This is a genomic window from Pseudoalteromonas sp. P1-25, from assembly GCF_001401805.1.
Lineage (GTDB): Bacteria > Pseudomonadota > Gammaproteobacteria > Enterobacterales > Alteromonadaceae > Pseudoalteromonas.
In genome coordinates this window covers 36,679-57,420 of record NZ_LKDW01000002.1, presented here as the reverse complement: position 1 = coordinate 57,420, position 20,742 = coordinate 36,679, and the positions used below count along the sequence as shown (strand labels likewise).

Annotated in this window: 22 protein-coding genes; 13 read left to right on the top strand and 9 right to left on the bottom strand. The window is 39.8% G+C overall.

Annotation, left to right across the window (positions count from 1 at the left end):
• Positions 1 to 19: 19 nt before the first annotated feature.
• Together AN393_RS01845 and ilvY are read right to left on the bottom strand one after the other, a co-directional pair.
• Positions 20 to 1,066: a GGDEF domain-containing protein gene (locus AN393_RS01845; protein ID WP_171037626.1), complete on the bottom strand. Its 1,047-nt coding sequence runs from the start codon at positions 1,064 to 1,066 to the stop codon at positions 20 to 22.
• Positions 1,067 to 1,187: 121 nt separating this feature from the next.
• A complete protein-coding gene (gene ilvY / locus AN393_RS01840) occupies positions 1,188 to 2,093 on the bottom strand; it encodes an HTH-type transcriptional activator IlvY (RefSeq protein WP_055014073.1) in 906 nt (301 codons plus the stop codon).
• Positions 2,094 to 2,231: 138 nt separating this feature from the next.
• Here ilvY and ilvC point away from each other — a divergent pair, with 138 nt between their 5' ends.
• The 3 genes from ilvC (at position 2,232) to AN393_RS01825 (ending at position 7,046) form a co-directional block, all read left to right on the top strand.
• Positions 2,232 to 3,704 (top strand): ketol-acid reductoisomerase, encoded by a 1,473-nt coding sequence (ilvC, locus tag AN393_RS01835; RefSeq protein WP_055017163.1) that lies wholly within the window; start codon positions 2,232 to 2,234, stop codon positions 3,702 to 3,704.
• 164 nt (positions 3,705 to 3,868) lie between these two features.
• On the top strand, positions 3,869 to 5,788 hold the full coding sequence (locus AN393_RS01830; protein ID WP_055017284.1) for a methyl-accepting chemotaxis protein: 1,920 nt from the start codon (positions 3,869 to 3,871) through the stop codon (positions 5,786 to 5,788).
• A gap of 79 nt (positions 5,789 to 5,867) precedes the next feature.
• Entirely contained in the window at positions 5,868 to 7,046 is a 1,179-nt protein-coding gene (locus tag AN393_RS01825; RefSeq protein ID WP_055017162.1) for a tetratricopeptide repeat protein, read from the top strand.
• Here the strand turns inward: AN393_RS01825 and AN393_RS01820 are convergent.
• The gene (locus tag AN393_RS01820) at positions 7,032 to 7,346 is read right to left on the bottom strand and encodes a GIY-YIG nuclease family protein (protein ID WP_055014076.1); all 315 of its coding nucleotides are present in this window, start codon (positions 7,344 to 7,346) and stop codon (positions 7,032 to 7,034) included. The two genes, AN393_RS01825 and AN393_RS01820, sit on opposite strands and share 15 nt — an antisense overlap.
• Positions 7,347 to 7,453: 107 nt before the next feature.
• Between AN393_RS01820 and AN393_RS01815 the strand changes: the two genes are divergently transcribed.
• Positions 7,454 to 7,813, top strand: coding sequence for an outer membrane protein assembly factor BamE (locus AN393_RS01815; protein ID WP_055014077.1), 360 nt, complete (start codon positions 7,454 to 7,456; stop codon positions 7,811 to 7,813).
• A gap of 61 nt (positions 7,814 to 7,874) precedes the next feature.
• Here AN393_RS01815 and AN393_RS01810 read toward each other — a convergent pair whose 3' ends face one another.
• Positions 7,875 to 8,192, bottom strand: a complete 318-nt coding sequence (locus tag AN393_RS01810; RefSeq protein WP_055014078.1) for an RnfH family protein — start codon at positions 8,190 to 8,192, stop codon at positions 7,875 to 7,877.
• Positions 8,192 to 8,629, bottom strand: a complete 438-nt coding sequence (locus tag AN393_RS01805; protein ID WP_055014079.1) for a type II toxin-antitoxin system RatA family toxin — start codon at positions 8,627 to 8,629, stop codon at positions 8,192 to 8,194. Before AN393_RS01805 ends, AN393_RS01810 begins: the two co-directional genes overlap by 1 nt.
• A gap of 145 nt (positions 8,630 to 8,774) precedes the next feature.
• Here AN393_RS01805 and smpB point away from each other — a divergent pair, with 145 nt between their 5' ends.
• Positions 8,775 to 9,254, top strand: coding sequence for an SsrA-binding protein SmpB (gene smpB, locus AN393_RS01800; protein WP_055014080.1), 480 nt, complete (start codon positions 8,775 to 8,777; stop codon positions 9,252 to 9,254).
• 540 nt (positions 9,255 to 9,794) lie between these two features.
• Complete coding sequence (locus tag AN393_RS01795) at positions 9,795 to 12,386, top strand: TonB-dependent receptor (RefSeq protein ID WP_055014081.1); 2,592 nt, start codon at positions 9,795 to 9,797, stop codon at positions 12,384 to 12,386.
• Between the two features lie 85 nt (positions 12,387 to 12,471).
• Here the strand turns inward: AN393_RS01795 and AN393_RS01790 are convergent, their stop codons facing one another.
• A complete protein-coding gene (locus tag AN393_RS01790; RefSeq protein ID WP_055014082.1) occupies positions 12,472 to 13,077 on the bottom strand; it encodes a peroxiredoxin in 606 nt (201 codons plus the stop codon).
• Between the two features lie 235 nt (positions 13,078 to 13,312).
• The gene (gene fadR / locus AN393_RS01785) at positions 13,313 to 14,026 is read right to left on the bottom strand and encodes a fatty acid metabolism transcriptional regulator FadR (RefSeq protein ID WP_055014083.1); all 714 of its coding nucleotides are present in this window, start codon (positions 14,024 to 14,026) and stop codon (positions 13,313 to 13,315) included.
• Between the two features lie 633 nt (positions 14,027 to 14,659).
• Between fadR and dsbB the strand changes: the two genes are divergently transcribed.
• Together dsbB and AN393_RS01775 are read left to right on the top strand one after the other, a co-directional pair.
• Entirely contained in the window at positions 14,660 to 15,178 is a 519-nt protein-coding gene (gene dsbB / locus AN393_RS01780) for a disulfide bond formation protein DsbB (RefSeq protein WP_055014084.1), read from the top strand.
• A 1-nt stretch (position 15,179) separates the two neighbouring features.
• Positions 15,180 to 15,482, top strand: coding sequence for a DUF6170 family protein (locus tag AN393_RS01775; protein WP_055014085.1), 303 nt, complete (start codon positions 15,180 to 15,182; stop codon positions 15,480 to 15,482).
• 13 nt (positions 15,483 to 15,495) lie between these two features.
• Here the strand turns inward: AN393_RS01775 and AN393_RS01770 are convergent, their stop codons facing one another.
• Positions 15,496 to 15,792, bottom strand: coding sequence for a ComEA family DNA-binding protein (locus AN393_RS01770; protein ID WP_055014086.1), 297 nt, complete (start codon positions 15,790 to 15,792; stop codon positions 15,496 to 15,498).
• A 345-nt stretch (positions 15,793 to 16,137) separates the two neighbouring features.
• On the opposite strand from AN393_RS01770, the gene AN393_RS01765 reads away from it, so the two are divergent.
• From AN393_RS01765 to AN393_RS01755, 3 genes are all read left to right on the top strand, one after another.
• Positions 16,138 to 16,452, top strand: coding sequence for a YebG family protein (locus tag AN393_RS01765; protein WP_055014087.1), 315 nt, complete (start codon positions 16,138 to 16,140; stop codon positions 16,450 to 16,452).
• A gap of 136 nt (positions 16,453 to 16,588) precedes the next feature.
• Complete coding sequence (locus tag AN393_RS01760; RefSeq protein WP_055017161.1) at positions 16,589 to 17,752, top strand: M23 family metallopeptidase; 1,164 nt, start codon at positions 16,589 to 16,591, stop codon at positions 17,750 to 17,752.
• A complete protein-coding gene (locus AN393_RS01755) occupies positions 17,742 to 18,233 on the top strand; it encodes a polymer-forming cytoskeletal protein (RefSeq protein WP_055014089.1) in 492 nt (163 codons plus the stop codon). Before AN393_RS01760 ends, AN393_RS01755 begins: the two co-directional genes overlap by 11 nt.
• 4 nt (positions 18,234 to 18,237) lie before the next feature.
• On the opposite strand, the gene AN393_RS01750 is transcribed toward AN393_RS01755, so the two are convergent.
• Complete coding sequence (locus tag AN393_RS01750; RefSeq protein ID WP_055017160.1) at positions 18,238 to 18,714, bottom strand: hotdog fold domain-containing protein; 477 nt, start codon at positions 18,712 to 18,714, stop codon at positions 18,238 to 18,240.
• Between the two features lie 183 nt (positions 18,715 to 18,897).
• On the opposite strand from AN393_RS01750, the gene AN393_RS01745 reads away from it, so the two are divergent.
• Both AN393_RS01745 and AN393_RS01740 read left to right on the top strand, forming a co-directional pair.
• Positions 18,898 to 20,091, top strand: a complete 1,194-nt coding sequence (locus AN393_RS01745) for a multidrug effflux MFS transporter (RefSeq protein WP_055014091.1) — start codon at positions 18,898 to 18,900, stop codon at positions 20,089 to 20,091.
• Positions 20,088 to 20,732 (top strand): LysE family translocator, encoded by a 645-nt coding sequence (locus AN393_RS01740; RefSeq protein WP_055014092.1) that lies wholly within the window; start codon positions 20,088 to 20,090, stop codon positions 20,730 to 20,732. The genes AN393_RS01745 and AN393_RS01740 overlap by 4 nt, the downstream gene beginning before the upstream one ends.
• Positions 20,733 to 20,742: the final 10 nt, after the last annotated feature.

Here is a 20,742-nt window from a genome sequence, read left to right as displayed (position 1 = left end):
TTACACACCTAAATAACATTTAAATATCAGGCGCTATTTCAATACGGTTACGTCCATGGGTTTTAGCAATATACAAAGCACGGTCGGCACGCTCAATAAGCACCGAACCTTTGGTAAAGGGCCGTAAAATTGCAAGCCCAAAACTTGCAGAAATTGCACGTTTAGAATTTATATCGTCTTTTTTACGGATAGTTAATGAGGCAATATCTAGGCGAATTTTATCAGCAAACACCATAATGTCGTTGATGCTGTCAAAATACCCGGTAATACAAAATTCCTCTCCGCCATAGCGGTAAACATTTAGGCTATCACTGATATTTTGCGACACTTTTTTGGCAACCAATTTAAGTACTTCATCGCCCTTTTGATGACCAAAATCGTCGTTAAAACGCTTAAAGTGATCAATATCAAACATGATGAGTACCGCCAAAACGCTGTCATCAGCTTGCTCTGAATAGTTTTGACAGAACTTCTGAATATCATCATCAAACTTTCTTCGATTAAAAAAGCCTGTAAGAGGGTCTGTATCTGCCGCTTCTTGAGAAAGGTTTAAAGCTTCTTTTAAATCTTTAATTTCATTATAAGCTAGAGCAAGCTTAGTCTGGAACTCACGCGCATACTCTTGCATAGCCACTGACTCATCTGTCAAGCGCTCAACACAACCAAGTATCTCATTAAATGAATTTACATTAACTAAACTTGCCAGCTCATTTTGAGAATCTACCAACGAGGTGGTAAAGCTTTTAGAATGATCGAGGGTTACGCTTATATCATGTTGTACTTGCTGCATAGTGCCATGGAAGCGATCAGCCATCTCTTGAAAAAACACTAAGTCATCTTCGCTTAAATGCTTATCAAAAATTTCTTTCGCCCTATTTTGAGTACATGTTTGTTGCTCAGCAATGACGTGATCGAGCTCAGCATTTAATGCCGGCTTACTCCCTTGCACATAGCAATACCAAATTGCGTAGTTGATAGGCGTTACCGGCATCCGGTACTTTACCATCAAAGGAATTGCTTTTTTTAAACATTGAGCAGAATGAGCGAGCGATACAGCATGATCCATAATTATTATAAACTCTCGTGCGTCATTATTTTTTATTATTAAGCTTTCATGTTAAGTAATAGTAAACTCATACGCAACTGTTAATCATACTATTTACTGAATTATATTAACCGTTAAAATATTAAATAACATTTGCGCCTAAAGTTTGCGCAATATTCCATAATGCACTGATTGCAGGGTCGTTGAGCTCTTTTTTAAGTACCGCTAAACCAATATCAAACCCTTCTGGTTGGTAATTTTTGCTCGGCAGTACGTGTACCTTATCTTGCAGTGGACTATTATCTAGCACTATTTTAGGAACCATGGCGACACCCAATCCCAAACTCACCATAGACACCATTGCTTCGTGCCCAGCCACCTGCGCATAAATTTTTCCATGTACATTGTTTTTTCGCCACCATTGCTCTAATCGCTGCCTAGAAAACCCTTGCTCTGGAACAATGAACTCCAATTCTGACCAATCAATATCAGGGGCATTTTTAGCTATGTTTTCACTGATTGGACAATGAATTTTAGGGCCTATAAGAACTAATGGAGAGTGGCCTATATTCACAAATGCAATTTGGGCAGGGAGTTTACTAGGCCGTGCAGCAATCGCCATTGACTCATGAGCATCCAGCACTCGGTTTATTGCCAGCGCTGGATCGCCTGTATTTAGCGTTATTTCAATATGCTGATGCTGCGCGCGGAGTTGCTCTAATATTTGGTGTAAAAAACTATACGAGGCAGTGACAGAGCAATAAATACTCACATTGCCGTAAATATGCTGAGTGGGATCTTTAACATTCGCTTTAAAGCGCTGCCAATTGGCTAACGTAGAGGTGGCGTAATCAATAAATGACTCCCCTTCTTTAGTTAACTTTACACTTCTGTTATCGCGTATGAATAATGCAACACCCACTTCATCTTCAAGCTGCTTAATATTTCGACTTAATGTAGGGGCGCTTATATGACAGAGCTCGCTCGCGCGGGCAAAATGGAGCGTTTTAGCTAACGCTAAAAAGTAATTTAAATGCTTATGATCCATAACCGCTTCCATGTTTCATTTTTTGAAATACTTTAGTGCAAATATATCATTTTACGCAAGCAAAGTTTTTTTTTATGGTGTGTTTAAGCAAAGCAAATAGGCTTTGCATCTAACAAACACGAATTATAGGACACTAACATGGCGAATTATTTTAACACTTTACCTTTACGCGAGCAGTTAGCGCAGTTAGCTCAATGTGAGTTTATGGACCCAAGTGAATTTACCGACGGTGTAGATGCACTAAAAGGTAAAAAGCTAGTTATTGTTGGGTGTGGCGCACAAGGTCTTAACCAAGGTTTAAACTTACGCGATTCAGGTCTAGATGTATCATACACGTTGCGCCAATCAGCAATTGATGAACGTCGTCAGTCATACTTAAATGCATCTGAAAACGGCTTTACTGTTGGTACATACGAAGAGCTAATTCCTAGTGCTGACGTAGTATTAAACCTAACTCCTGATAAGCAACATACGGCCGTTGTTACTGCCATTATGCCTTTAATGAAACAAGGCTCTACACTTGCTTACTCGCACGGTTTTAATATTGTTGAAGAAGGCATGCAAATTCGTGAAGACATTACTGTTATCATGGTTGCACCAAAGTGCCCAGGCTCTGAAGTACGCGAAGAATACAAACGTGGCTTTGGTGTACCTACGCTTATTGCAGTACATCCTGAAAACGACCCACAAGGTCATGGTTTAGCGCAGGCTAAAGCCTATGCCGCGGGTACTGGTGGTCACCGTGCAGGCGTACTTAAATCATCATTCATTGCTGAAGTTAAATCAGACTTAATGGGTGAGCAAACAATTCTTTGTGGCATGTTACAAACGGGTTCTATTTTATGTTTTGATAAGATGGTTGAAAAAGGCATTGATGCAGGTTATGCATCAAAACTAATTCAATACGGGTGGGAAGTAATTACCGAAGCCCTTAAATACGGTGGCGTAACGAACATGCTTGACCGTTTATCAAACCCAGCAAAAGTAAAAGCATTTGAACTAAGTGAAGAACTTAAAGTTATTATGCGCCGGCTTTATAACAAGCACCAAGATGACATTATCGACGGTACTTTCTCGCGCGTAATGATGGAAGATTGGGCAAACGATGATGCAAACCTACTAAAGTGGCGCGCTGAAACAGCCGAAACTAACTTTGAGAAAACCCCTGCTGGTGATGTAGAAATCTCTGAGCAAGAGTTTTTCGATAACGGTATTTTAATGGTTGCTATGGTTAAAGCGGGCGTTGAGCTTGCATTTGAAACCATGACTGCAGCGGGCATTATTGACGAGTCGGCTTATTATGAGTCGTTACACGAAACACCGTTAATTGCCAACACAATAGCACGTAAAAAGTTATTCGAAATGAACCGTACTATTTCTGATACTGCAGAATACGGCTGTTACTTATACAACCATGCGTGTTTACCATTATTGGCCGATTTTATGAAAAACATCGACACCGATGTTATTGGTAAAGGCTTAAATGAGCAAAGTAACCAAGTAGATAACCAAACATTGATTCAAATTAACACGGCACTACGTGAGCACCCTGTTGAAATTGTTGGCGCAAGACTGCGCGGCTACATGTCAGCAATGAAGAAAATTGTATAACTAGTTTCGCTTGTTAGAAACCAAGCCCACATGCATATGCTGTGGGCTTTTTCGTGCTAGTAATAATAAAAAGCGAGTATACCCTTTTAGATATATTGCAATAATTAGCGCTTAATTAATAATGTGCTAACATGGCTATCTACCTAGTTGTAAAGTTAAATAATATGACGATAAAAAACCTAACTATCACTCAAAAAATCACCATTTTAGGCAGTACCATTGCAATATGTGTCGCTGCATTAATTGGTTTGACGTCTTTATATAGCTCTGAAGATATTATAGAGCAACGTATGATTGAATCGGAGCTACCCAGCAAATTACATAGCATTAGTAATCAAATTGGTGGCGAAATAAACGAACTACTAGGCGCTGCACAGCAACTATCATCAAATGAATTTATCTTAGCGTGGGCACGCTCAAATAACCAAGACGACACACTACTGCTCCAAGAATTAAACCGCGTAGCAAAGCAGTTTGATTTAGCAACGGCGTCGTGGGCCAACCGTGATACAGCACAATATTGGAACCAAGACGGTTTTTTACGCGTACTTAAAAACGATGCGGCAGATGGTTGGTTTTTTGGCTTTACCAATTCAAATAATCCGTACTCAATCAGTATTTATCAAGAATCCCCGACTGATGTAAAAATGTTTGTAAATCATCAACAAACAAATGGCCTTGGATTAGCGGGGCTTGCAAAAAGCATCACCGACATGCAAAAGCTATTACAACAATTTAAAATTGAGCAAACAGGTTTTGTATTTATCGCAGATAAAAGCGGCCTAATTCAGTTACATAAAGATGCAAATAAAGTGGCTAAAGTAAACATAGACACACTTTATGGCCGTAATGTACATAGCAATTTGTTCAACCCCTCTGGCTTTGCAATTACAGAATTGACACTAAATAACGAAGCCACATTCTTAGCTGCAATGCCAATAGCCAATACCGACTTATACGTATTAGCTCAAGTACCAAAAAGTGAAGTTTTTGCAACTGTAAGTACATTGGAGTGGCAAATTTTTACCTTTACGCTCGTTATTGCACTTGTGGCTAGTATTCTAAGCTACTTGTTAGCTCGCTCTTTAGCGTCGCCGCTTTCTGATATGGCTGAACTGTTCTCACGTTTAGGATCAGGCGATGCTAATTTAGCCTACCGTTTGCCAGAGTCTAATCAGCCCGAACTAAATAATTTAAGCCATGGCTTTAATCAATTTATTGATAAAATTGAAACTGCCATCAAGCAAGTGGCTAACGAAAGTACCGAAATACGCCAAAGCTCTAACCATGTATTTGAACAAGCAAAAAACAACTCGCAGTCTATTGATAATCAAAAAGAGCAAACCATTTCGGTGGCTGCAGCCATCAACGAAATGGGCGCCACCGTACAAGAAATAGCACAAAGCGCAGCTAATGCAGCCAAGCTCACTCAAAGCAGTCAAGAAAACACCAGTCAAAGCCATCAGCAAGTACTGCAAAGTCAAGCCACTATTTCAGCGCTTGCCACTGACATTGATGGTATTACCGAGCAAGTTACACTGCTTTCTAAAAAAACAATTGATATAGCAAGTATTGTTGATTCTATTCGCGGTATTTCAGAGCAAACTAATTTACTGGCCTTAAACGCAGCCATTGAATCGGCTCGTGCTGGTGAGCACGGTAGAGGTTTTGCCGTAGTGGCCGATGAAGTACGCGCACTTGCTAATCGTACCTCGCAATCAACCACCGAAATTCAGTCTATGATTGAAGAGTTAACCACTATTTCTGAAGATGTGGTTAGCGATATTAGTCAATCAAAACAAAAGGCCCAACAAAGTGTAGGCGCAATGCAGAGCTCTGTTGAGCTGCTTGATGCGATAAGCGAAACAGCAAATCAAATAAACGATATGGCTACTTTAATTGCCACCGCTACTGAGCAACAAAGTAACGTGGTTGCCGATGTAGGACGTAATATTGAGCAAATAAGTGAAATTAGCGACCGTGCTATGAATGAGCAAATAAACACAGAGCAAGCAATTCGCGATTTAGCAAATAGCGCTCAAGCGCTCGATGCACTCGTGGCCACCTTTGAAAAGCACCACTAAACACGTTTTGTAACACTTTAATAAACTACCTTCGCATATTGCATCTACACTTATAGATGTAATATGTTGGAGGTGGTTTATGAGCATATCTTGTTTTAACGCATTATTACTCAGTAGTTGCTTATACTTAAGCGCATGTAACAGCACAGTGCGTGAACCGCCTCCGCTGACCCTTGCAAACCATCCAAGCTTTAACCGTATTAACGTTGAAACCGAGCAAGACATATTTAAGCTCGATAAAACAATCACCTCCCAACTTGATGCCCACCTAACCAGTAAGCGAAGCGCGCATTACTTAGCAAACAGTATTTTAAGTTTTTTATTAAAAAACGGTGATAGCTCGTTAACTTATCAAAGTGGCGCCACGCTGAGTGCATCGCAAACCTACGCTAATTTAAACGCTAATTGCCTGTCGTTATCGATATTAGCGTATAGCTTAGCCGATTATTTAGGCATAAAAGCGCGCTTTCAAAAAGTTCATATTCCTGAATATTGGGCAATGAATAAAGGGGTTAATTTACTAACAGGACATATTAACTTATCAATTGACAATGCGCTTATGCAAACAATACCAGCCACAATGGTTTATCAACGTGATAAACAGTTAACCATAGATTTTGACCCGAATATAAGAAAACAACGATTTAAAACCAGCCCATTAAGCAAAGAGTTTGTTACGGCTATGTTTTATAACAATAAAGGCGCTCTAGCTTTAGTAAATAAAAATTATAATTTAGCTTATAGCTACTTTAGTGCCGCAGTTGAAGCCGCCCCATTATACAGCGGTGGCTGGGGGAATTTAGGCATTGTATTTAGGCAGCTTAATTATTTAAAAGAAGCCGAACAGGCTTATAACTATGCTTTATTGCTTGATAAAAATAACCACACTGCCATAGGTAATCTCGCAGTGCTGTACACCTTAAGTAACCGCGCTAAACAGGGCCAACAAATGCTAAAACAGCTCAATAAAAAGCGCCAAGCTAACCCGTATTACCATATATCACTGGGTAATAGTGAGCTGGCACTTAAAAACTACTCTCAAGCGATTAAGCATTTTAAAAGCGCTTATAAAATTGACGCTAAACTACACGAAAGCCACTTTGGCCTTGCGCGAGCGTATTATTTTACCGGCAATATAAAGCAGGCAACACATTATATGCGCTTGGCGGGTATAAATGCCGAATTTAATTATGACAAAGCCCGCTATCGTAATAAATTAAATGCATTAAAAAATGCCACAGCCCTACTTAATCATTAGATGCTGGACGTAATGCTCTTTTTGAGTCCTACTTAATTTTTTAATTTGCCACTCTAACTTACTGGCTTCACTCTTTGTGCCTACCTTTTGTTGATGAATTAGAACCAAAGGGCCTTTGCCTTTTAGGTTTTTTGCACCTTTACCTGCTTGATGTGCAGCTATGCGCTTATCAACATTTGTTGTTATACCTGTATACCAGTGGCCTAAACGCGTTTGCACTATATACAAATACCACGTTGAGGGTACTTTGTGTTCTTTGCTTATATTTATACTTAAACTTTTGTGTGTGTTTGTGGTCAAAACCTTGCCCTAACCCTCGTAACTAAAAACAATTTCTTAAAAGGGTTTTACCTTCAGTGACTAATCGGTATTATGCAGATTATAAAAAATAAGGATCACAACTAACAATGCAGTCGTTAAAAACTTTTTCTCTTTGGCTTATCGTTGCTCTCACATTCAGCTCTTTAGCAGGTTGTTCTAGCTGGGTATATAGAATCAATATCCCACAGGGTAACTTTTTAGAGCAATCAGATGTAGATAAGCTTCGTGTAAATATGACGCGAGAGCAAGTTATTTATGTACTAGGTCGCCCCATTGCAGAGGATGCCTTTGATAATAGCACCTGGCGTTATGTGTATAGCTTTAACAAAGGCCGCGATAATGAGCAGCATAAAGAATTGGTGATTAAATTTGAAAATGAAAAACTGGTTGCTGTTTCGGGTGATTATGATCAACCCGAAAACTTTGATACTCCTCTAGAGCAGTAAACGCTTTAGGTATTAAAAAGGTGAGCATGGCTCACCTTTTTAATACCTATACTGGTTACTTTTATAAAGGACGACCACCGGTAATTTTATTTGCTCGACCTTCCTCTTTTGCTTTTTCTGCACGCTTTCTTCGAGCATCTTTAGGGTCTGCGATAAGTGGGCGATAGATTTCAACTCTGTCACCATCTTTTAATTCGTAATGCGCTTTTACTGTTCTATTCCATACCCCTAGTGTAAGCGCAGTTGGATCTATTTCAGGGCACTTATCAATGATCCCCGATTGAATAACAGCTTGTTCGGCTGTGGTTCCTTGCGCTACTTCCACCGTTAATGTGGTTGCTTTAGTCGGTAATGCAAAAACTATCTCAACGCTAATCATTATCTTGCTCCGTATACATCTTTTGCACGTTGCGTGAATGCACTAACCATATTTTTGGCTACATCATTAAATATTTTACCAAACGCCAATTCGATAAGCTTGCTAGAGAATTCAAATTCAAGCTTAAGCTCAACTTTACATGCCTTATTATCTAACGCTTGAAAATGCCAACGCCCCTTTAATGTTTTAAACGGGCCATCAACAAGCCTTAATTGAACAGTTTGTTCATCTATAAAGGTGTTTTCAGTGGTAAACCACTTTTTTATACCGGCCTTAGATATTTCTAAACTCGCGGTCATGTTATTATTGTGCTGCGAAACGATTTTAGAGTCTGAGCAATTAGGTAAAAACTGCGGATAAGCTTCTACATCATTAACTAGGTCAAACATCTCTTTAGTGCTGTACATAACCAGCGCACTTTTTTCTATTTGTGGCATACTCACTCCCAACTGTGTGGGCGAATTTTAGCAAGCTTTGCGCGTTTCCCCAAATTTTCATGGTCTTAAGTTCACTTGATTATTTTAAAGGCGCATGTAAAAAATCGATGTAAAACATCTCTTAATACGTATATTATAGGGCACTATGGCTAAGAAAAAATCATCAAAATCGAACAGTAATACCATCGCGCTTAACAAAAAAGCGCGTCATGAGTATTTTTTACACGATAAGTTTGAAGCAGGTGTTGAACTACAGGGCTGGGAAGTAAAAAGTATCCGAGCTGGTAAGGTAAATATCTCAGAAACTTATATTCATCTTAAAAATGGCGAAGCTTTTTTGTTAGGCAGTCAAATCCAGCCTTTAAATAGCGCTTCAACCCACGTTATCTGCGATCCTATGCGTTATCGTAAGCTACTATTAAGCCGCAAAGAGCTTGATAGATTAGTCGGTGCCACTGAGCGAGAGGGCTACTCACTTGTTGCCACCGCCATGTATTGGAAAAAATGTTGGGTGAAACTTGAGTTTCACTTAGCTAAAGGTAAAAAAATGCATGACAAACGTGAAGATGGCAAAAATAAAGATTGGTCGCGTGAGAAAGAACGCCTCATGAAACACAAAGTATAAGCACAACGCCTAATTTATTTAGGCGTTTTTTTAAGTTCTCATCGGTTGAATTTAAAACAACCTGATCAAATTACCCTCAGCTTTATTTAATTCATCCCCGTGCGTAGTATAAATAAATTATTACATTTTATTTATATTTTTAACTTCTTTAGATACACGCCCATTTTAGTGTGCAAAATTTATAGTGCAAAGCGAGTAATTTAGCCTTGTCTACCCTTTTTCTTTGTTTCTATTATTGAATATTTTTCCCTCAATACTCTTCAAAAACTCATACTAAAATCGCAAAGGGTGAAGATTGATAACACTTAAGTTACATGATATTAATATCAGCGCTTGTAATACCAATTCGCTTAATTAATTGTTCTATTTTGAGGTTGGAAAAACGTGTTGATAGCTAGGCAAAAATTTCGTTATTTAGTTGTTCTAAAAGAGAATTTTTTAACACAGATAGCGACACGTTTAGCCCCGCAAAATGATTAAGTATTATCGCGAATTGGTATTAAGCAACTAAATTTATAACATATCAACAAGGACTTAAGGATGAAGCAATCAATTGCATTTACACCTAGCATAATTGCAGGTGCTACAATCGCACTCTCAGCAGGTTTTACAACAACAGCTTATGCTGCTGAAGAAGCAAAAAAAGTAGAACGCATTGAAGTAACAGGTTCGCGCATAAAACGCACCGATATCGAAGGACCTTCGCCTGTACAATCTATTGGCAAAGCAGATATCGAAAACATGGGTTACGATAACCTTCAACAGCTCCTCGAAAGAATGCCAGTGGCAGGCAGCGGTACTTTCTCTACTCGCGGCAACAATCAAGATTCAACTGCAAATGGATCTGCGGCGGTCAGCCTACGCGGTTTAGGTGCTGATGCTACCTTAGTATTGATCAACGGCCGTCGTGTGGCTATTAGTGCCTTTGCCGAAGGTATTACAAACTCATTTGTCGATATTAATAGTATTCCGGTATCTGCGATTGAACGCATTGATATTTTAAAAGATGGCGCATCAGCAATTTATGGCTCTGATGCAGTAGCGGGCGTTGTCAACGTTATTTTGAAAAAAGACATAGATGGCGTTGAACTAAACTTAGGCTACGGCGGTACCGATGGCCCTAATTACGAAGAAACAACAGCAAGTTTAGTATGGGGTACGACTAGCGAAAAAAGTAGCGCCTCAATTATTATTGACTACTTTAAAAACACTTCGCTTTCATCAGACGAAATGGGCAGTTTAGGCACCGCTAATCAATCGCCTTATGGCGGCGAAGACTTTCGCTCTTCTCGTGGCTTTCCTGGCTACTTTTATGTTGATGGTGTAAAAACAATTGACCCTGATTGTCCCGCAGAAAACGCAACAGCAAGCGGCAGTTGTTTATTTGATTACGGCCCATTTGGTTATATTGCCCCTGAGTCTGAGCGCGTAGGTGCTATTTCTCAATTTGAATACAATTTTGATAACGGCATTACTGGCTTTTTAGAAATGGCAGTACAGCATAATACCTCTGTGGCAGCCGGCGCCCCTACGCCACTTGATGAAGACGCAGGTTTAACTGTACCCGCTAGCCACCCAAATAATCCGTTTGGTGAAGATATCCAAATTGGCCGCTACCGCACAGTGGATGCAGGCGCTCGCCAATGGGATATTGAGTCAGACACACTACGATTTGTGGCCGGTCTAAGAGGTGAAATAAACGAATGGAGCTGGGAAGCTGCTGTTCAAAAAGGCCGTAGTAAGTCAATGCAAACGGGCGATCGCTCACAAGGCTGGGTACGCACCGACTTTTTACAACAAGAGATTGATGCCGGTAACTACAACCCATTTGGTGGCACCTATAACAGCCCTGAAGTCATTGACAGAATTACCACAAGCCTAGTACGCCGCGGTGAGTCTCATATGACCTCATTCGACGCTAACATCTCTGGTGAAGCATTTAGCTTTGGTGATGATGTGGTTATGATGGCCGCAGGTATTGAATACCGTGAAGAAGATGTAACCGATACACCGGATGACCAATTTCAGCGCGGTTTAATTTTTGGTACTGAGTCTGTGTCTGCTGCAGCAGAGCGCGACCAATACGCAGCCTATGTGGAATTCTCAATCCCACTTGCTGAAAACCTAGAGCTACAACTAGCTGGTCGTTACGATGATTACAGCGACTTTGGTAATACAACAAACCCTAAAGTCGCTTTACGTTGGGCACCGACTGACGAAATAACCATTCGTGGTTCGTGGGCACAAGGGTTTAGAGCGCCATCGCTTGCACAAGTAGGTTTAGGTCCATCACAGGAGAGTCAGTTTTTTGTAGATACATACCGCTGTGAAGCAACCGGCCTTGATTGTGACGCGCTAGATTACAACATTGAATTTGCTGGTAACCCTGACCTAGAAGCTGAAGAGTCAGAATCGTGGAATGTTGGCTTTATTTGGGCCCCTTCTGCTGAGTTTGGTTTAAGCGTAGATGTGTGGAGTATTACTCAAGATAATAAAATTGATGAGCAAGAATTTGGCCCAATTTATAACTCTGAGTGTAATAACCAAAATAGCACTGTATGTGTACGCTTAGCCCCTAGTGGCGGTAATAGCTTAGGGACTATTCAAAAAATATACAGCACCTTTGAAAACGTCTCTTCGCAAGAAGTGTCTGGTGTTGATTTATCAGCAAATTACAACCACTCATTGGATGATTTAGGCTTACTTAAATTTAACTTAGAATGGGCATACCAGAACAAGTTTGAAAAAGATGGTCGTGATTACACGGGTGAATACTATTATCCAGAGCACCGTTGGATTTTCTCTACTAACTGGGAAATTGGCCAATTTAATACCAACGTAAATATTAGCTATGTAGGCGAGTTTGAAGATACCCCAGATATAGACTTTGACGGTAACTTAGACTTTGATAGTAATACATCACGAATGGTTGACTCGCAAGCACTGGTAGATTTACAAACATCTTACCGTGTAAGTGATGCAACGAAAGTGTCGCTGGGTGTAAATAACGTGTTTGACGAAGAGCCACCATTTGCCATTGGTGATGGCGATTCGGATCTCTACGGTTATGCGTCGGGAGTACACAACCCACGTGGTCGTTACTTCTACACTAAAGTAACCTTCTCGTTTTAATTTAATATAGCCCATTATTAAATGGGCATACTAAAAACAAAAAAACCGCCAATTGGCGGTTTTTTATTAAAAACGTAGGGCTAGATTATAGCTCGCCTTCGTTTTCAGATAGGAATTTAGCAACACCTTCAGGGCTTGCGTCCATACCTTTTTTACCTTCTTCCCAACCAGCTGGGCATACTTCGCCGTTTTCGCTGTGGAATGCTAGTGCGTCAACCATACGAATCATTTCGTCAATGTTACGGCCAAGTGGTAAGTCGTTCACTACTTGGTGACGTACGTTACCTTCTTCATCGATTAGGAAAGAGCCACGAAATGCAACGCCCGCTTCTGGGTGCTCAACGTCGTACGCTTTACAAATTTCGTGCTTAACGTCTGCAACTAGTGCGTATTTAACTTTACCAATACCGCCGTCTGCTACAGGCGTGTTACGCCATGCGTTGTGTGAGAACTGTGAATCGATAGAAACACCAATTACTTCTACGCCACGCTTTTGGAATTCTTCATAACGCTTATCAAATGCGATAAGTTCTGAAGGACATACAAACGTGAAATCTAGTGGGTAAAAGAAGATTACTGCTTTTTTACCTTTAATTGTTTCATGAAGGTTATAGCTATCTACAATTTCACCATTACCTAGAACAGCTGCAGCGGTAAAGTCTGGTGCCTGGCGGCCTACTAATACACCCATTTTATTCTCCAAATATTTTGAGTTTGTTGTCGATTGCATACGCAATGCTGATACTTATATGGGCGCTAAAAATTAAAAAACAATAGCGCCAACACATAATTACATGGCATTTTAAATTTAATAAGGAAAAAAGAACAATCGTATTTAGCGATGTATACAATCGAAAATACCGAACAGATATTAAAACTTTATTACGGCTATAAAAAAACCTGCATCTGCAGGTTTTAAAAAGTATTTAATCCATGATATCGGAAGGCATATCGCCCTTAATATTTTGCCAAATTTCACCCGTTTGATGGCCAAACTTACGCATCATCGAAATCGCACCATCGTGCTCACGTTTTTCAGCCAATACGGTTAGGTCTTTATAAAATTGGCGTGCTAACTGGCGAGTGCCTGCGTCTGAAAAATAATGACAACCAATTTTAAAGTAAAACCCTCTAAAACCGTTAAGTATAAGTACGTAAATGCGGTTATTACCCGCAACAGCTAATTCGTGGTGAACTTTATAATCGTAATCAGCAAAAGCTTGTGCTGTGTCTTCGAGCTCATCGCTTTTAGATAAAATTTCAATAACACGCTCAGGGTTATATTTAATAGCTGCACGAGTATAAATAGCACTAATATTGGTGCGTGCAGATAGTAACTGATCTGTTAGCTCAGGCATTTTGTCTTCATCTAAACGCGCTAGAGTCTCAAGTATATTCAGCCCTGATGTTTCCCAAAAGTTATTTACTCTTGTAGGCTTACCGTGCTGAATCGTTAACCAACCGTCACGGGCTAAGCGTTGCAGTACTTCACGTAAGGTTGTTCTGGTTACACCAATTAACTCAGAAAGCTCACGCTCTGCAGGTAGAATTGAACCTGGAGGGAAATCGCCGTTCCAGATAGATTCAACTATATACTCTTCAGCAAATCCTGCTGGGCTTTTAGCTTTAAAAATTCTCATTCAATTCCCACTCGAATTAATCACAACACATCGTTTTATACGAATAACTGACAGATTGTACCAGATGAAATATAACTAACAAGTAAACTCGTTGATATAAGTGTCAACCATCAGCTGAAAATTTCGTAATAATAAATTGTAAAATTCAACATGCTTAAATTTGGCCAAATTTGCTATATAAATTTACCCTATTCATAGTAGGTACATTAAAGCGTGTTGATCTTTTTGAATTGAATTTGTTCAATCTAGGGGGGATTAAATCGCGCCGGGAGGTTTGTAACTTAATGGGCTCTATAACTGCTGCGTTAATCTCATCACTTGCATCTATGTAATACTATTACTGTAATACTTCACCATTACGTTACTACAAAAGCTCAAGTGCGCAGCACCTTGTATGCAAGTACATTCAAGCATGCATACAGCAGAGCATGTAAACTGTAACGTTTAAATAAGCCTTTTACTTTTCTTAGATGTTTTATTTAGCAAAATAACCTTTATCTCAATAGAATTGGCAATAACTTCTTATTAATTTCATCTTAAAAAATGCCCTTTCGGTAGCTTTTTTACCCTTTTTGTTGCTCGTTACTTTATCCTAGTACATAATTCAACGTCTTAATTCAATGCGGATTTTTTATGAACTGGCTAGCACACCTCCCTACTAAACGCACTCCATGGCTACTATTTACAGGTATTGTATTTTTATTAGAAGTCACCGCACTGTTTTTTCAATATCAAATGGGCCTGGCACCATGCATTATGTGTATTTACCAGCGAACTGCGGTATTAGGGTTATTAGGAGCGGGTATTATTGGCGCAACTAAACCGCAGAGTAAACTAGTACGTACTATTGCTTATTTAGTGTGGGGTATATCTAGCGTATGGGGCTACTTTATTGCGCGGGAACACATAGAAATGCAAACAACCACCGATCCCTTTGCGTTTAGCTGTGAATTTGAGCCTAACTTCCCAGCTTTTATGCCACTGCATGAATGGATCCCTAGTTTTTTTCAAGCCACTGGGGATTGCGGAAATATTGATTGGCAATTTGCAGGATTAAGTATGCCAGCGTGGATGGAAATTCTTTTTGCGTTATTTACTATCACGCTTTTTGTACTTGTTATCACTCGCTTACTTACTAAAAAGTCTATTTAATATGTTTACATTTTTTTCCAGTCAGCTGCCTGAATTAAAGCACCTTAAAGTGAGACAGCGACAAGCCGTTGTTGCGATTGCACTAAGTATGCTCCCCGCAACCGATAGAGTGTTATTGAGAATAGTAAAGCTGCTATTGCTCAGCCCATTATTTTTATTATTTACTGTTTTTAAAGGATGGGAACTCCTCCCTTTCTTAATTTTAGGTGGACTGTGTTACCCGCTTTTAACAACACCGATTGAAATAAACTTTGCTAAAAAGTATTTAACAAAAGCACTTGAGCAATATTCACAGGGCGCTTAGCGCCCTGCCTAACCTATAGAGATACTTTTCCTTCTAATTTAGCTACCAACTTTTTGCCTATTCCTTTTACGTTAGCTAAATCACTTAGCTCAGTAAACTCACCATTTTCGGCTCTGTAATCAACAATAGCCTGCGCTTTTTTCTTACCAATACCGGGAAGCGTTGATAGCATTTCTGAATCGGCACTATTAATGTTAATAACGGGGGGTTGTTGCATTTCGGCCATAGGCTTATCAACCACAGGGTTAGCGTAGGTGAGCGCGCTAAAACCTAGAAAGCTAATAATAAGTAGCGTTAAAAGATTTTTCATTTGTTATTCCTTATTTTTGTTTATGCCAAAGCGTTATGGTTAAACGGCTAATTTGGCTTTAAGCAAGGGCTTAATTTTTATTAGAGGAAATAATCTAAAATAAGGATCGACTTGCATCACTTATATTATTTCCAGTGCATAATCACCTAAATCCGAAAACCTAAAATGCAGCTGGTACAACAAAGTGATTATCTAAATAAAGTAAAGTTACGCTTTTTTGTCAAATCTATGACAATCTAAAATGTCGTGAATACTTGCAATTTATTTCGCAAACATTTACTGTATATAAAAACAGTGACCTACAAGTCAGTAACCACATTACCACGCAATCAAGCAGGAGAGATCATGGCTGTTGTTGTTAAATATGTTGTAGAACGAAACGGAGTTGAGCGAATGACGTTTACTACTAAAAAAGAAGCGGATGCCTATGACAAAATGCTCGATATAGCAGAATCGCTTGAAGTAATGCTGGAAAAAGTAGATGTGCCTTTAAGCGAGCAACAAGTAGAATCGCTCGCGCTTGAAATTGCAAAGAGTAAAGATGACTTTATGGCAGTGCTAAAAGGTGCAAAAGAGCCCTCAACAAAAGGCGCAGCTAAAGCTAAAAAAGCCGACAACGTAGCATCAATAAAAAATAACGATGAGCAACAAGCTAGCTAATTTGCGTCAAATTATAAAAAGGGCTGCTATTAATAGCAGCCCTTTTTTATTAATTTTTGAACAGTTACAAATTTTTTCTGGCTTTTTAAACTGAAATTGATACATTAATCCGGTTAATAGCGAGTATTTATGTGTCATGTCAGTATTTATTAAGTCTTTTTACCAAAAAATTTTTCCAGCCCGTCAGTTACTTATTCGTCAAAATGGCGAAGTTAAGCATGTTGTTTTGGCGCCTTGGTTTCAGCTTTTTACAGTACTACTTATTTTAGGCACTATTATTTGGGTGGGTATATCTAGTTTTCGTGTTTATAGCCAAACAAATAAAATAACACACATTGAACAAAGCCAAATTGATAAGCAACAAGTTTGGCAAAAACAGGTTCGTGAACAAAAGGCGCTGCACGCTAAGCAGTTAGAGCAACTTGCCGTCCTTGAGCAAAAGCAAGCGCTTTTACAAGGTATGATTGAATCTCTCCCCGCATCTATAAGCAAAGATACTATAAAACTAGAAGAGCAACTTGAATCGCCTATAAATGAAGACAAAGGCGAGTTTCATGAGCCGCTTGTTGATGAAGAACAAAAAAACAAACACGCAAACCTATTAACGCCAATAACTTTTGCTGCACGATATGAGCGCTTAAATAAACACTATGAGCATAATTTTGCGCGTATCGATGCACAAATAAATAAGCGCCATGATGCAATTTTAGCGATGTTAAAAGGGGCTGGGTTAGAATCCGCTCTTGAACAACATTTAGCGCTGGCCTCCCAAAACAGCGCACAAGGTGGGCCGTTAGATGTATTTGATGAAACTAAAATACCAAAGCCGTTTTTAGTCATTGTTGATAAGCTTTTATTACTCAACAACCTTGAAAACTTTTTAACCGAGCTGCCTAACTCGCTGCCCTTACCTGCGGCTAAATACTATATTTCGAGCAACTTTGGTCTTCGAAAAGATCCAATGAACAACCGCCGAGCTTTTCACAAAGGTGTTGATTTAGCCGGCTGGCACAAAACCGAAATTTTTGCCCCTGCCGATGCTGTTGTGCTTCGCGCTGGCAGAAACGGCGGCTATGGTAACTTTATCGAGCTAGAGCATAAAAATGGCTTGATAACTCGTTTTGGCCACTTAAATAAGATTAAAGTAAAAAAAGGCCAAACAATCGCTAAAAATGAGGTAATTGGATTAATGGGTAGCACTGGCAGAAGTACCAGCACCCACTTACACTATGAAGTGTTACTCGATGGCAAACATGTCAATCCTCTAAAAATAACAAAGGCGCTTTCTCGTGTTCGGTAAAAAAAAGCAATCAAGTAGCCAGGCTACTTTAAAAAGAGTAAATCACACCCCTTCTATTATTTCTGAAGATGTGCGCTTAACTGGCACACTTACCAGCCAAGGCGAAGTACAGCTAGATGGCCGCATTGATGGCGATATAAAAGCAGAGCACCTGGTAATTGGCTCTACCGGCATTGTTGAAGGTGTGGTTGAGGCTAAAAGCGTCGTTGTAAAGGGCAAAATTATTGGCTCTCTTAATGCCAGTGAAGTGAATATTCAAAGCAGTGCTCACGTGCATGGCGATGTTTTTCACGACACCCTCAGTATTGACGCAGGAGCCATTATTGAAGGCAGCTTAAAACAACGCTTTGAAAAAGAAGAACCGGAACTTATTAGCGAAGAGTTAAAGCCCGCAAAAGAAGTAAAAACTTTGCTTGATGGGGCTGATAGCGACTTATCGTTTGTAAATAAACAAGCCGCTGATAAAGCTAAATCTAATTAAGCACTCATTGCTTTTTTTCGGTTATGTACATTGTAATATCGGCAGTGAACACCAGTTCATTGCGGGTATTAAAAAGCTTGACCGGCACCACTAAATCCTCTTTATCTAACCATTGGCGTGGCAAGTCAATTTCTGCAATAGCCGTTACATCGGTATCAACTTTAGCTAAATATTGCACCGTCATTCCTTTAGGGATCCAGCGATGCGTTTTATAAGGCACGGTCGCATCTACCATTACACCAGCGCACAGCTCTGCTAAGTTACATTGTGCAATAGCATGAATAGTCCCAATATGGTTATGTACGCTTCGTCGATTTTTTACCACAGCACTGCAGTGCCCTTCTCTTAAATCGAGCACATACGGTTTCATTGAGCCAAAATAAGGGGCTTTAATACAAACAGCTTTACTAAACAACCAATTGCCAAAAGGTAAGCGTTTAAATTTATGCCACGTTTTTAAAAGGGCAGATTTATTACTCATTGTTATTTCCCATCTTGTGTTTATAAATCCAAACTAACACATCAGACCAGTTAAAAAAAGTGCAATTCATCGTGCTGTTAATCCTTATGTCATGAAATATTTATCACAATGAAGTGTGGCTCACTCATAAGTCCTTTCTTTTTTATAAGCGGACCCCTAAAATAGCCAGCAAAAGGAGACCTAATGCAAACACAGCCCGCTAAACCTAACTTAATTTTATTACTCATCTTAGCGTTACTCGTAATCTTTTGCCCTATGGCTATTGATATATATCTGCCCGCTTTTCCAACTATTGCCAAGCAATTTAATGTAACTGAACAACAAGTTCAGCAAACGGTAGCTATTTTTATGCTTACTGTGGGTTTAGGGCAATTAATTGCGGGGCCACTTGCCGATAAGTTTGGCCGAAAACCAGTAGCGGTTGTTGGTGTTAGTTTATATGCAGGCTCAGCTTTACTCGCCTATATGGCGCCCTCTTTTGCTGTATTAATGTGTGCACGCGCTCTACAAGGCTTAGGTGCATGTGCTACGTTTGTTGTTGCCTTTGCTATCGTACGTGATAAGTATGGCAGCGAACGTAGTGGGCAAATGATCACCTATTTAAATGGAATTGTGTGCTTTATTCCTGCGCTTGCACCTATTTTAGGTGCTTGGCTTACCGTGCAATTTGGCTGGCGTATGAACTTTATGTTTTTAACTTTATTTGCCTTAACGGGGTTGGTAATTACGCTCACTCTATTTCGAGAAACTCGCCCAGCAGATAGTCACTATCAAGGGCACATTTTAGACCTACGTCGCTTTGTTCCAATAATAACCACTCCCATATTTTTATTTAATAGCTTGCTGTGTATGGTTGCGATGTCCGCAATCCTTGTGTTTGTTACCTTAGCACCGGGGTGGATTATTACACACCTAGGTGGCACTGTGGCCGACTTTACTTTTTGGTTTACGCTCAATGCAATTTTAAGCATCGTAGCCAGCTTTACTACCCCCATTTACATTAAGCGCAATAGTCAAAAAGCCCTGCGTGTAGGTGTTACTGTGTTAGTAGGCTCAGGTATATTAATGATTGCGCTTAGCCATATCGAGTCGGCCATTGCGCTTATGCTGCCTATTTTAATAGCCGCACTTGGTTTTGCTTTGAGCTTAGGCTCTGCAGCTGGTATGGCATTATCGCGCTTCCCTAAGCAAGCGGGTACTGCCTCAGCATTAATTGGAGCTATGCAAATGAGTGGCGCTAGCTTACTTGTATTTTTGACGCAATATTTAGGCCTTAGCACACCTTGGCTAATTGCATTTCACTTATTATTACTGACGCCACTTTGGCTAATTTTAATGAGTAAAAAAGCCCATACATTGCACCCGGTTAATACATGATCAACCCTGATTTTTTAGCATCATTTTTATTGGCGAGCTTTTTAATGGCGGTGGCCCCTGGGCCATCAAACGCATTTTTAATGGCGCAAACATTTGCCAATGGCAGAACAGCAGGCATGCAAAGCGCATTTGGCTTTGCTTTAGGTGGGGTAATACATACCTTTTTTGCCGTAATTGGCCTAAGCGCGGTACTAAAAGCCTCCCCTACCGCTTATAGTGCAGTGCAATATGCAGGGGCCGCCTATTTATGTTACTTAGGGCTTATGATGATAAAGGGCACATTAAAGACCCCCGACACTTCAGAGGACAGTACAAGCGAAGACAAACCGCACATTAGTACGAGTAAAAAATCAAATGTAATGTTTCAAGCCATGATGACCGAGGTGCTAAACCCTAAAGTGGCGTTGTTTTTTATTGCGTTTATACCACAATTTGTAGATCCAACTTTATCATCAGCGACTTTTCAGCTGGCTTTTTTTGGTTTGCTCTACCCTATTTTTGCTTTTCCGATTGACTGCACGTATATTTATTTTGGCGATAAAATTGCCCAGTTTTTTAGAAGTAATCCACACAGTCAGCTGTGGATTGATAGAGTCACCGGTATAGTGTTTATTGCGCTTGCCATAAATTTATTATACTAGTTACAAGTAA